This window comes from Bacillus sp. FDAARGOS_1420 (genome assembly GCF_019344915.1).
Lineage (GTDB): Bacteria > Bacillota > Bacilli > Bacillales > Bacillaceae_G > Bacillus_A > Bacillus_A mycoides.
Genome location: NZ_JAHWJB010000002.1, coordinates 2,809,563 through 2,822,090, shown reverse-complemented (window position 1 = coordinate 2,822,090; position 12,528 = coordinate 2,809,563). Strand labels below are relative to the sequence as shown.

General features: G+C 32.3%; 10 protein-coding genes. 7 read left to right on the top strand and 3 right to left on the bottom strand.

Features of this window, described 5'->3' with window-relative positions:
• Positions 1 to 93: 93 nt before the first annotated feature.
• The 3 genes from I6L50_RS24625 to I6L50_RS24615 form a co-directional block, all read right to left on the bottom strand.
• A complete protein-coding gene (locus I6L50_RS24625) occupies positions 94 to 2,013 on the bottom strand; it encodes an LTA synthase family protein (RefSeq protein WP_219303396.1) in 1,920 nt (639 codons plus the stop codon).
• A gap of 493 nt (positions 2,014 to 2,506) precedes the next feature.
• Entirely contained in the window at positions 2,507 to 3,844 is a 1,338-nt protein-coding gene (locus I6L50_RS24620; RefSeq protein ID WP_219303395.1) for an NAD(P)/FAD-dependent oxidoreductase, read from the bottom strand.
• A gap of 304 nt (positions 3,845 to 4,148) precedes the next feature.
• Positions 4,149 to 4,946 carry a cell wall hydrolase gene (locus I6L50_RS24615; protein WP_219303394.1) on the bottom strand — a complete coding sequence of 266 codons (798 nt, stop codon included), beginning with the start codon at positions 4,944 to 4,946 and terminating at the stop codon, positions 4,149 to 4,151.
• 334 nt (positions 4,947 to 5,280) lie between these two features.
• Between I6L50_RS24615 and I6L50_RS24610 the strand changes: the two genes are divergently transcribed.
• From I6L50_RS24610 to I6L50_RS24580, 7 genes are all read left to right on the top strand, one after another.
• A complete protein-coding gene (locus I6L50_RS24610) occupies positions 5,281 to 6,261 on the top strand; it encodes a phosphatidylinositol-specific phospholipase C (protein ID WP_219303393.1) in 981 nt (326 codons plus the stop codon).
• 223 nt (positions 6,262 to 6,484) lie between these two features.
• Positions 6,485 to 8,209, top strand: a complete 1,725-nt coding sequence (locus I6L50_RS24605; protein WP_374108408.1) for a methyl-accepting chemotaxis protein — start codon at positions 6,485 to 6,487, stop codon at positions 8,207 to 8,209.
• Positions 8,210 to 8,438: 229 nt separating this feature from the next.
• Positions 8,439 to 9,848, top strand: a complete 1,410-nt coding sequence (locus tag I6L50_RS24600) for a glycoside hydrolase family 1 protein (protein WP_219303391.1) — start codon at positions 8,439 to 8,441, stop codon at positions 9,846 to 9,848.
• Between the two features lie 30 nt (positions 9,849 to 9,878).
• Positions 9,879 to 10,586 (top strand): GntR family transcriptional regulator, encoded by a 708-nt coding sequence (locus tag I6L50_RS24595; protein ID WP_002033710.1) that lies wholly within the window; start codon positions 9,879 to 9,881, stop codon positions 10,584 to 10,586.
• A gap of 193 nt (positions 10,587 to 10,779) precedes the next feature.
• The gene (locus I6L50_RS24590; RefSeq protein ID WP_219303390.1) at positions 10,780 to 10,974 is read left to right on the top strand and encodes a hypothetical protein; all 195 of its coding nucleotides are present in this window, start codon (positions 10,780 to 10,782) and stop codon (positions 10,972 to 10,974) included.
• A gap of 32 nt (positions 10,975 to 11,006) precedes the next feature.
• Positions 11,007 to 11,687: a bacillithiol biosynthesis deacetylase BshB2 gene (bshB2, locus tag I6L50_RS24585; RefSeq protein WP_219303746.1), complete on the top strand. Its 681-nt coding sequence runs from the start codon at positions 11,007 to 11,009 to the stop codon at positions 11,685 to 11,687.
• Positions 11,687 to 12,484 carry an alpha/beta fold hydrolase gene (locus tag I6L50_RS24580; protein ID WP_219303745.1) on the top strand — a complete coding sequence of 266 codons (798 nt, stop codon included), beginning with the start codon at positions 11,687 to 11,689 and terminating at the stop codon, positions 12,482 to 12,484. The genes bshB2 and I6L50_RS24580 overlap by 1 nt, the downstream gene beginning before the upstream one ends.
• The last annotated feature ends 44 nt before the right edge of the window (positions 12,485 to 12,528 follow it).

Genomic DNA, 12,528 nt, shown 5'->3' with positions numbered 1-12,528 from the left:
AATATATCAGGTTTTTTATATAAAATTGCACCATGTGTTATAAGAAAGTAAAAAGGGAGCAACTTTTAATAAGTTGCTCCTTTGCCATATAGATTATTTTTCAGTTTCTTTAATTTTAGTTTTTACTTCTCCAGTTTTAATTTTATTACTTTCTGAGAAACGTAATAAATCGCCTTCAATAATTTTGTCAGACATTCGTAATTCATTTTGTGCACGGTTAATCATTTCTTGAGCTTCTTTTTTTGGTAAATCTACAACCTCACCTGTTTCTCGATTATAAAAAGTATGATTTGTATATGCATACTTGTCTGTAATAAAGCTACCATCACGTAAAACAACAAAACCGGTATATTCATCTGAAAACATATCATGGCCAAAACGGATATCGTTAGTAGTATCAATCCCTAATAAATTTAGAATAGTAGGTTTCATATCGATTTGTCCCGTAGGCTTTGAAATAGTTTGACCTTCTGTTTGGCCAGGGATATGAATATATAAAGGTGTGCGTTGTAAATTTAAAGTATCAAATTCTGTTATTTGATCTTTTTCTAAAAACTGTGCCATTGCGCGATTATGTTTTTCAGAAATGCCGTAATGATCACCGTATAACACAATAATAGAATCATCATACATTCCCTCGGCTTTCAAACGCTCAATAAATTTTTTAATTGATTCGTCTAAGTAACGTGCTGTTACGATGTAACGATCAAATACGCCATTACCAGAGTTGTATGGTTCAATGAATTTTGTATCTTCATCATACGTAAATGGATAATGGTTTGTTAAAGTAAGGAAACGAGCGTAAAATGGTTGATCAACAGTTTTTAATATATCTACTGATTGATCAAAGTATTCGATATCTTTTAATCCCCAATTTAAATTTGTTTCGGGCGTAATTTTGTAATCAAGTTCATTATAGTAACGATCATAACCAAGAGCGGAGTACATAATATTACGATTCCAGAATGTTGCGTTATTCGCATGGAATACAGAAGTGAAATAGCCTTGCTGACGTAAAATTTCTGGAGTCGCAGTATAATCGTTGTTACCGTGCGTGAAGAATACAGCACCTCGATTTAATGGATACAACGATGTATCTATTAGAAATTCAGAATCCGATGTTTTTCCTTGACCAGTTTGGTGGAAAAAGTTATCGAAATAATAGCTTTCATTTATGAATTCATTTAAGAATGGCGTAACTTCTTGACCGTTAACTGATGCACCTATTAAAAAGGTTTGCAAAGATTCAAGAGTAACGACAATTACGTTTTTTCCTTTCGCTGCACCAAACATATTAGGATTTGGTTCACTTTGGTTTGATTTTACGTAGTTTTCAGTTTCTTGTAATTTACTACTATCTGCAAGTGCCTTTTGGGATCCAGCTTTTACTTGTAGTGTTAAATCATATACTTGATGAGTGTATAGTCCTAAATTTTTTACAAGCATTACGCGGTCGAAGGATCTCGTTAATAATTCAGGTCGTTCTTTTTCTGCAAGCTGTAGATTTGCAAAAAATACACCAATTGTTAAAAGAAAATATAATAAGCGTGCAGAATGAGTTACACGTTCTGTTTTAAAGACTATTGCTTTCTTTTTTAATAAAATAAAGAAGAAAATAATGTCTACGAATGCGAGTATAATTTTGTAGTTCAATATTTCTATAATACTGCCGCCTAACTGTGTAAAGTTAGATGTTTGTCCAAGTACTGGCAACGTAACAAAATCACTATAAAAATCATAGAACATTACATTTCCAACGAGAACTATAGTTAATAAGACATTAATACATAGCGCTATATAATTTCTCTTTTCACCAGTTGCAAATAATGCTAATCCAACAAATGCTAACGATGCAGCGAGAGGGCTAATAAACAAAATAAGTTCTTGTGTAGAAGACTCAATTTTTAAATCAAAACTGAATCGCGTAATAAGGTATGTTTTTAACCATACTGCTAAAGCAATTATTATAACAAAGCTTATATTTTGCATTTGTAAATTTATTTTATTCTTCATTTTTACACCTTCTTTATATGGATTATTTAACCAATGTTATATATTATATTTTTATAACTATTAGAGTGTGGTGAACCATTTAGATTATATTTTCCTAAAGGTAATAATTTGAAGTATTCATATACATATAATGGAGAATTTTAAAGCGAAGTAACATAAATCCAATTTTTTTAGAAACGGAGCAGAAAAAGTCATAGTTGTAGTAAAAAATACTTATAGACATCCTAACATATTAAACACTACGGCGATGTTACAAAATATCGAACAAATAAAAGTGAAAATGAATAGAGACTTGTAAAACTATTGACATTCAATTTGTTAGAATTGAATGTCAATAGTTTTACATACATGGTTATATTAAATATGTATCTTGTAAAATCCCGATTCTTTGTGGGTTAATCAGTAGCACGGGAAGGATTTCATTCATGCTATTACTACATAATAAAGTACTGGTGAAACTCAAAATGTTTGATTGGTATCTAAATTATAGCAATTAAATGTCAGACAAGTATTTTCCAACATACAGGCCACTTGCAGCTGCTTGAGATAATGAATGAGTGACGCCTGAACAATCTCCAATTAAAAATAGCCCATTCATACTTGTTTCAAAATGGTTATTGATTTTTATTGTAGGAGCGTAGAACTTGCCATCAATTCCATATAATAAAGTATCTTGATCGATAGGTTCTTGGATAAATTGTTCTAAACGTAATAAAAATTTTTTGAGTCCTTCAATATATAGTGAAGGAATTTCTTTATTCAAGTCTCCATAATCTCCGTGTAGTGTAGGCTGTATACGATTATGTTTCATGTTGTTCTCCGCTGTAGGTTGTTTCTTTATTAAGTCCTCTAAACGCTGTATAACAATCCGATCTCGTCCTTGGTTAATGTTTTTAATAATTGAACTTGCGTATACATTTGCTTCTTTGAGAGTTGGAAAATAGCGCGGGATAAATAAAGTGAAATTTAAGTTAGAAGTGCCAGTTTCTTGCTCTCGGAAATTTTGACCGTCAGGCATAATCAAGCCGTCTTCGTACTTTCGAATAATGCGTCCTTTTGGATTCATACAGTAAGTAGTAGCCGTGAAAAGTTCATGCTCATAAGAAAGTTTCGTCTCAAATGTATTTTTTAATATAGAACGTAATTGGTGTTCTTTCATCTCTACTCTAATACCTAAATCTACACGAGTTTGCTCTTGAGAAATATTTAGAGAAGTGCACATTTCTTTTAACCAATCCGCCCCGGAACGTCCTGTTGCAAATACGAGTTGCTTAGATTGAACTATTCCTTGATTGGTATCTATTTTAAAATGATCTTTCTGCCTTATGATATGTTCTACATCTATATGGAATCGGATATTTATTTTCGTAAGTAAAAATTCGTAGAGCTGCTGAAAAATATTACTTGAAAGTGTAGTGCCAAGATGCCTTACTTCTGTTGTGAGCATTTGTAAACCACACGTTTCAGCTCTCTTATTAAGGGTTGGATTTTCTGTAGAATATTTTGAAACAGAATTTCCTCCGAACTGACATAGAATCTCATCTACTTCAGCCATAAGTTGTAAAAAGCCTTCTTTACCGACTTTTTGCTCAAGTTCTCCGCCAAATCCGTTTGTATAATTAAATTTCCCTTCAGATTTTCCTAAACCACCAAACCCGAAATATTTATCACATGTAGTACAATTACACACTTTTCCTTGGTCTAAAGGACAATGGCGATCTTCTAGCGCTTTACCTTTATCAAGAATTAAAACCTTTTTATTATTTTTAGCTAGTGAATAAGCCATAAAAATGCTACTCACTCCAGCTCCGATAATTGTAACATCATACATATTCTTTCACCTGCTAACGAATAGTTTGTTTTTTATTTTCTTAGTGTATAACACTTTTATGAAGTTAAGAAATAGCTTTTATTAATAAAGTCATAGTTGTGGATTTGATACTTTCTCAATTACTCTAAATGATGAATGAGATACAACAGTTTTTTATTTGAAAAGAGAGATACTTTTAAACAATCATTTTATCATATGGTTAATAAAAAGCTTAAATATAAAAAGAACAGACCTTTTAAGTAAAGAGGTCTGTTAATCATTTGAAATAGTTGTTAAGTGTATAAATTTGAAGGGAATTATAGTTTTATTTAGCGAAGACGTGGTTACCGATTACTGCTACTGTTTGACGTGTCGTAATCCATTTGTCTGTTGATGTTTTTGGGTTGTAGAAATAAAGCCAATCAGAATGTATTCCACTTGTGGAGATAGCCTCTTCTACAGCCATTTTTGCTTCAGCGCTTGCAGGCTGATTAATTCTACCATCGGTAACAGGAGTAAATGCATATCCGCGTTTAATAGGTTCATAAATAACACCTGTTATTGTATTTGGAAATCCTTTTGCATTTACTCGATTTAGGATAACTTTTGCTACAGCTACTTTTCCTTTATATGATTCGCCACCTGCCTCCGCGGTAACTAAGCGTGCCATTAAGTCTTTTTCTTTTTCGGAAATACTGGAATTAATTTTCAAATGTTGTCCTGTATAAAGCTTGTTACCGACTGTGTTGTTAATTTGTTTTATAGATTGAACGGTTACGTTGTAGCGCTTTGCTATCGTTTCTAATGAATCTCCCGGTTGTACTTGGTAAATAATTTGTCCAGAAGTGTTCGTAGTTTTTTCGTTTTGATGAACTGTAACCTCATTTGATTTCATAGATTCTGGAATATGTAACTGTTCTCCAATAAAAGCTTGATCGTTTCCTTTATTATTCGCTTGTTTAATGGCCTGTATGGAAACGCCATATTGCTTACTGATGCCCCAAAGTGTATCATTCTTTTTTACTGTATGTATGGTGGAAGCTTCAGCTGTACTTTGATTACATACGAATGTAAGTGCTACTGCAGATAAAGGAATTATATGTTTTATTTTTAATAATTTCATTGTAAATCCTCCTAATAAAAAATTAAGTTTTAGCTATTGAATAATGTAGTTCAGAGTATATAAGGTACGTATTTATATTTTAATATAAGTATATTAGCACGTATGGAATAAATAATCATCATAAGTTTTTTATTTATATCATGTAGGACCCAAATATGAAATATTGCATATGAAAGCCCATTGAAGTTTATGTTGTTGATTACTATAATTTATCTAGTAGAAAGGGACTTTAAATTTTCCTAATACATTGAGAATATGTGAATGTTTTTTTATTAACTACCCTATATTACATTCAATAAGTTTGATATAAAAACAGAAAAAGAGAGGAATAATAATGAGCAATAAGAAATTTTTTTTGAAATTATTCATATGTAGTACTATATTTAGTACATTTGTATTTGCTTTAAATGATAAGCAAGTAGTTGCAGCTAGCTCTATTAATGAACTTGAAAATTGGTCAAAATGGATGCAACCTATACCCGATAACGTACCGTTAGCACGAATTTCAATTCCAGGAACACATGATAGTGGAACGTTCAAGTTGCAAAATCCGATAAAGCAAGTATGGGGAATGACGCAAGAATATAATTTTCGTTACCAAATGGATCACGGATCTAGAATTTTTGATATTAGAGGGCGTTTAACAGATGATAATACGATAGTTCTTCATCATGGGCCATTATATCTTTATGTAACATTGCATGAATTTATAAATGAAGCGAAACAATTTTTAAAAGATAATCCAAGTGAAACGATTATTATGTCTTTAAAAAAAGAGTATGAGGATATGAAAGGGGCGGAAAACTCATTTAGTAGTACATTTGAGAAAAATTATTTTCGTGATCCAATCTTTTTAAAAACAGAAGGGAATATAAAGCTTGGAGATGCTCGTGGGAAAATTGTATTACTAAAAAGATATAGTGGTAGTAATGAATCTGGGGGATATAATAATTTCTATTGGCCAGACAATGAGACGTTTACCTCAACTATAAATCAAAATGTAAATGTAACAGTACAAGATCAATATAAAGTGAGTTATGATGAGAAAGTAAACGCTATTAAAGATACAATAAATGAGACGATTAACAATAGTGAAGATGTTAATCATCTATATATTAATTTTACAAGCTTGTCTTCTGGTGGTACAGCATGGAATAGTCCATATTATTATGCCTCTTATATAAATCCCGAAATTGCGGCATATATTAAACAAGAGGATCCAAAAAGAGTTGGTTGGGTTATCCAAGATTATGTTAGTGATAAGTGGTCCCCGATTCTCTATCAAGAAGTTATAAGAACTAATAAGTCACTTTAATTTTTACCATAATTTCATAAAAACAATGTAACTCTATTAAAAGTCTTGTGGAATTCCTATAAGACTTTTTAGTATTTGATACGATGAGAATCAAAGTTCTTTGAATAGATTTATATAGTTTATATAATAATTTAATGTGTTTATAAGATTGATTTGAAATAAATGTCGATAAATGTCGATAATTATTGTAATATAAAACATATAAACATAATATATAGATGAGATGAATTTATTGTCTTTTATTAAAAATAGTAAAATTGGAACGAAATTAAATGTGTTAGTCATTATATCGAGTTTGGCTTGTATCATGTTATCTTCACTGGGATTTTTAGGGCTTCAAAAAGGTGAAAATACATCTTCTAGTATGTATGACGAAAGGCTATTACCAATTCAATGGATAGGAAGTGTAGAATCAAATTTTTACCATGCTAATATGAATTTTATGGAGATTATGATATCGAAAGATGAAAAAAGAATGAAAGAACTAATATCTGAAATAGATAAGACTAGGAAAGAAAGTGATGAGTTATTAAAACAATTTGAAACTAGAATTAGTTCTCATAAAGAAAAGGACTTGTATAATGCATTTCAAAGTCAATTCAAAGATTTAAGAATACAAATGAAGAAAGCACAGGACTTGGGATTGACTAATAATGAAGAAGCGTATAGCTATTATTTAAAAGAAATTGAACCTAATATGAGAAAAACAATTCAGTCTATTCGTGAACTTATTTTATATAATAATACCGCGGCTGAACAACTACAAAAAGAGAATATTAATAGTGTGAAAAATACAATAATAACATTTGTAATTATTTCATTTGTTGGAATCATAATAATCATTTTTATTGGTTTTATAATAAAAAATGTTATAAAAAAACCAATTGTATTATTACAAAAAGATATGGAACGAGTATCTGCTGGAGATTTAACAATTCGAACTTCTTATAAATCAGAGAACGAATTAGGCCGTATTGTACAATCCTTTAATAGTATGTTAGATAACTTGCAACAATTAGTCGGTCAGGTGAAGGTTACAGCGAAAGAAGTGATTATTTCAACTGAAAATATGCTACAAGAGACAAAAACGGCAGCACATATATCAAACGAGGTTGTTCGAACTACTTCTGAAGTAAATAAAGAAATAGAGGGACAAGTGACTAGTATTCAAGAAAGTTCAACTTCGATGGAAGAAATTGCAACTGGAGTTCAAACAGTAGCTGAATCTTCAGCGATGGTTGCGGAAGTTGCTGTTGCAACAATAGATCAAGCAAATTCTGGTAGTGAAGTTATAAAACAATCTATTCGTCAAATGAATAGTGTGAATGAAGTTGTCGAAGAAACTTCTAAGGTCATTGATAGACTTGTTACGCGTACACAACAAATTGAAGAAGCACTAGATATTATTACTAATATTGCGGAACAAACGAATTTACTTGCCTTAAATGCAGCAATTGAGGCAGCACGCGCCGGAGAAAATGGAAAAGGATTTGCAGTAGTTGCAGCTGAAGTAAGAGGTCTGGCTGAGAAATCTAAAACATCTGTAAATGATATAAATAATTTAATACGTTTTATACATCAAGATACACAGGATACAGTTCATGTAATGAAAAAAGGTCAACAACAGGCTAGCGGTGGTAAAGAAGCAGCACATAAGGCAGAACTCGCATTTTCATCTATTATGCAAGATATTAATAGAATAACGTCCCAAATTCAAGAAGTGTCTGCTGCCACAGAAGAAATGTCTGCTGGGACAGAAGAAGTGAATGCCTCTTTATCAATAGTTTCTGAAACTGCAACACAAGTCGCACAAGAAACGAATCGAACGGTACAATCAATTCAAGCACAAGCCACATTGATTCAAGAAATAACGACGAAATCTAATGAAATGAAAAAGAAAGTCGAAAATTTAGAAATGCTAATTTCACAATTCATTATTGAAGAATAAGTCTGTTAACATTTATCATTAGTATAAACTTTAAGATACTTAATATAGTGCTGCGTTGCACAATGTGAAAAAGGACCTTCATAGGTTCTTTTTTTTTATGGTGTGAATGCTATGTTTAAGTATAGTGAAAAGCAGAAACTTATTATATGATAAATTTTTAGATTTGTACCTATAAATTTTATATGTGATAATGAATTTGATTTATTCTAATGAAATGGAGGTATATACTATGAAGTTTCCACATGATTTTTTATTCGGAGCTGCTTCAGCTTCTTATCAAGTAGAAGGTGCATGGAATGAGGATGGAAAAGGTGTTACGAATTGGGATGAGTTTTCAAAAATTCCTGGCAAAACATACGATGGAACAAATGGTGATGTAGCGGTTGATCATTATCATCGATACAAGGAAGATGTTCGTTTAATGGCTGAGATGGGATTGGAATCGTATCGTTTTTCGATTTCTTGGGCGAGAATATTGCCGACTGGAGATGGAGAGGTAAATGAAAAAGGAATTGAATTTTATAACAATTTAATTGATGAATGTTTAAAGTACGGGATTGTACCGTTTGCCACTTTATATCATTGGGATCTACCATTACCGTTAGAAAAAGATGGTGGGTGGACGAATAAACGAACAGCAGAGGCTTTTGTAAAGTATGCAGAAATTTGCTTTAAGGCATTTGGTGATAGAGTGAAACATTGGATTACTTTCAATGAAACAGTAATGTTTTGTGGATTAGGCTATTTAAAAGGTGCACATCCACCAGGAATACAAAATGATGTTCCAAAGTATTTTCAAGCGACTCATTATGTATTTTATGCGCATGCGAAAACAGTTGCGGTGTACAAGCAGCTGAAACAGTATGGGGAGATTGGGATTACACATGTTTTCTTACCTGCTTATAGCGTGGATGATCAAAAAGAAAATATACTAGCAGCAACTCATGCGAATGAATATGAAACGTATTGGTACTACGATCCAGTTTTAAAAGGTGAGTATCCGTCTTATGTTGTACAACAATTAAAGGAAAATGGGTGGACTCCTAATTGGACGGTTGAAGAATTAGAAATCATTAAACAAAATGCCGAAAAAAATGATTTTATCGGCTTGAATTATTATCAGCCAATACGAGTAAAAAGATATGATATGGATATAAAGAGCGAGGAGCATTCTCGAGAAAACTCAACACTTGCTCCAGGTAATCCTTCTTTTGATGGTTTTTATCGAACAGTAAAAATGGATGATAAAACATATACCAAATGGGGTTGGGAAATATCTCCCGAAGGTTTCTTAGATGGATTGCATATGTTGAAAGCGCGTTACGGTGACATAAAGATGTATGTAACGGAAAATGGACTTGGTGATGAAGATCCAATCATTGACGGAGAAATTGTAGATGTTCCGCGAATTAAATTTATTGAAGAGCATTTAAAAGTAATGAAGCGTGCAATTCAAGAGGGAATTAATTTAAAAGGTTATTATGCATGGTCAGTTATTGATTTGTTAAGTTGGTTAAATGGATATAAAAAGCAATATGGCTTTATTTTTGTCGATCATAATGATAACTTAAAACGTAAGAAGAAACTTTCTTTTCATTGGTATAAACATGTGATCGAAACGAGAGGAGAAGAGTTATAACAGATAAAAGAGTATTTTAGGAGAAAGTGTATGAGTGCAAAGTATAAACAAATTGCAGATGTGTTAGAGCAAAACATTCGAGATGGGCTTTTTAATGAAACGAAAAAATTACCTACAGAAGAAGCGTTGATGAATCGATTTGAAGTAAGCCGTAATACGATACGTAAAGTAATTAGTCAACTTGTGAATAGAGGTTATATTTTTCAAGTGCAAGGTAGTGGTATGTTTTTACGTGAAACTTCTGTAACAGATTACATTAATTTAGGAAGTTTACGTGGATTAACGAAAAATCTCGTTTCACAAAATATTGAAACGAAAGTGCTAGAGATTGAAGTAATAGAGGCAAATGAAGAGATAGTAGAACGGATGCAATGTGAGATTGGAACTAGGCTATATTTTTTGAAGCGCTTAAGAATTGTAGATGGTAAGCCATTCTCTATTGAAGTAAGTTATTTCAAAAAAGATATCATCCCATATTTGAATGAAGAAATAGCATTAAGTTCTGTATACAGTTATTTCATTGAGGATTTACGATTAAATATTGGCTTTGCCGATAAAGTTATTAGTTGTGAAAAAATAAATAAAGAAAATGCAAAGCTTTTAGAACTAAATGAAGGTGATCCAGCGCTTCTTATTGAAAATACAGTTTATCTTGTAAATGGAACAATTTTCGAGCTATCTCAATCAATGTTTCATTATGAAAAGACTAAACTTTTAAATCGGATTAATTTTAATTGAAAATGAATATAAGTAGCCTTGTAAAAAAGCAACTGGTCCTAAGTGAGCAGTTGCTTTTTATTTTTAAAGTGGATGAGCAAAAAAACACAAAAGTGGTTGGTCCGTTTTTTATAAACTTCTATTATGATAAGAGAAGAAAGGTAGTATTTTATTCATGCTTTAAAATAGACTGGCCTTAGCGAGGTGGAAGACAATGAGTTTTGCGATTTCACTAGTTGTTATTATTGTAGTTGTATCACTGTTTGGGACCGTACTAGTCGCACGAAATGCAGAGGAGAATTACGGTAAGTCTACAAAGAGGAATGTGAAAAACTTATCCGCTATCTATATCATTCTTCTTTTAGTGCTTCTTGTAGGAGTTACTTGGTATGCGGTCGTTATTTTATAAAGTTTGTATATGATGAAGGAGTTAATATATTGATGAAAAATGAGCGCCACGTTTTAGTTGTTTTCCCGCATCCGGATGATGAGTCGTATTGCGTGGCTGGAACAATTTTGGCTTATACTGAGCAGAAAGTCCCTCTTACCTATGTTTGCTTAACGTTAGGTGAAATGGGGAGAGCGATGGGAAATCCTCCTTTTGCAACACGTGAATCCTTATATGCTATAAGAGAGAAAGAACTAAAGAGCGCTACTAATATTTTAGGGATTAAAGATTTATGTATGATGGGATATCGTGATAAAACGCTTGAATTTGAAACTCCTGGAGAATTAAGAAGTGTAATACAAAAATATGTGGAAGAATTGAATCCTTCGTTAGTCATTTCTTTTTATCCGGGATATGCAGTGCATCCAGATCATGATGCAACAGGAGAAGCGGTAGCCGGGGCGTTAGCTAATATTCCAGAAAATAAAAGGCCAACATTTTATGCTGTAGCTTTTTCAAATAATCATGAAGCAGAAATAGGACCTCCAAGTTTTAAAAATGAAGTAAAAGAATATGTTCCAAAAAAGCTCGAGGCATTGCAAGCACATGCATCACAATTTGCGACTAAGGTAACGGAACTGAAAAGAGAGTATGAAGATGGTGTTCCAGAAACAGTTGAGTGGTTAGAAAGAGAACCGTTTTGGATATATTCATTCAAAGATAAAAATATGTGATGCTACATCTGAAGGTGATGAATATGTATTTTGAATATAAGAATCGAAAGATTTTTTACAATATAGAAGGATCGGGTCCTGTCATATTGTTTTTACACGGTCTTGGAGGAAATTCGAATAATTGGTTATATCAAAGAAAATACTTCAAGAAGACATGGACCGTAATCTCACTCGATTTACCTGGACATGGGAAATCCGAAGGGATGGAAATTAGTTTTAAAGAATATTCAAATGTTTTATATGAGTTATGTAATCATTTAAAGCTAAAATCAGTAACAATTTGTGGTCTTTCAAAAGGAGCTAGAGTGGGTATCGATTTTGCTATTCAATATCCACGTTTTGTTTCTAGCTTAATTGTTGTAAATGCATTTCCCTATTTAGAACCGGCAGATCGTAAAGAACGACTTGAAGTATATGATCTACTTAGCTTGCAGGATAAAGGGAAAACTTGGGCTGATACGTTATTGAGAGCAATGGGAGTAGAAGATAATGATGCAATTGTCCGAGGATTTCATCAATCCCTACAAACGATTCATCCGATTCATATTCAAAGGTTATTTGCTGAATTAGTTGATTACGATCAAAGACCATACCTCTCTAACATTGCATGTCCTGCATTAATAATACGAGGAGAGAATGATTATTTTGTTCCGGAAAAGTATGTGAGAGAATTTGAAAAACACCTGAGAAACGTGACTTTCGTTGAGTTGAAAAATAGTGGGCACTTGCCTTATTTAGAACAGCCTACTAGCTTTAATGTGACGGTAGAGGCATTTTTAAATTATGCGCTTGATTAATACCATTTTTGCAGTGAATACTGTTATTAATGAGTTCAGGACAC

What these genes read in the sequence shown, in the direction of transcription:
- I6L50_RS24625 (WP_219303396.1), bottom strand. Translation starts at nt 2,013, where the DNA reads ATGAAGAATAAAATAAATTTACAAATGCAAAATATAAGCTTTGTTATA.
- I6L50_RS24620 (WP_219303395.1), bottom strand. Translation starts at nt 3,844, where the DNA reads ATGTATGATGTTACAATTATCGGAGCTGGAGTGAGTAGCATTTTTATG.
- I6L50_RS24615 (WP_219303394.1), bottom strand. Translation starts at nt 4,946, where the DNA reads ATGAAATTATTAAAAATAAAACATATAATTCCTTTATCTGCAGTAGCA.
- I6L50_RS24610 (WP_219303393.1), top strand. Translation starts at nt 5,281, where the DNA reads ATGAGCAATAAGAAATTTTTTTTGAAATTATTCATATGTAGTACTATA.
- I6L50_RS24605 (WP_374108408.1), top strand. Translation starts at nt 6,485, where the DNA reads ATGAATTTATTGTCTTTTATTAAAAATAGTAAAATTGGAACGAAATTA.
- I6L50_RS24600 (WP_219303391.1), top strand. Translation starts at nt 8,439, where the DNA reads ATGAAGTTTCCACATGATTTTTTATTCGGAGCTGCTTCAGCTTCTTAT.
- I6L50_RS24595 (WP_002033710.1), top strand. Translation starts at nt 9,879, where the DNA reads ATGAGTGCAAAGTATAAACAAATTGCAGATGTGTTAGAGCAAAACATT.
- I6L50_RS24590 (WP_219303390.1), top strand. Translation starts at nt 10,780, where the DNA reads ATGAGTTTTGCGATTTCACTAGTTGTTATTATTGTAGTTGTATCACTG.
- bshB2 (WP_219303746.1), top strand. Translation starts at nt 11,007, where the DNA reads ATGAAAAATGAGCGCCACGTTTTAGTTGTTTTCCCGCATCCGGATGAT.
- I6L50_RS24580 (WP_219303745.1), top strand. Translation starts at nt 11,687, where the DNA reads ATGCTACATCTGAAGGTGATGAATATGTATTTTGAATATAAGAATCGA.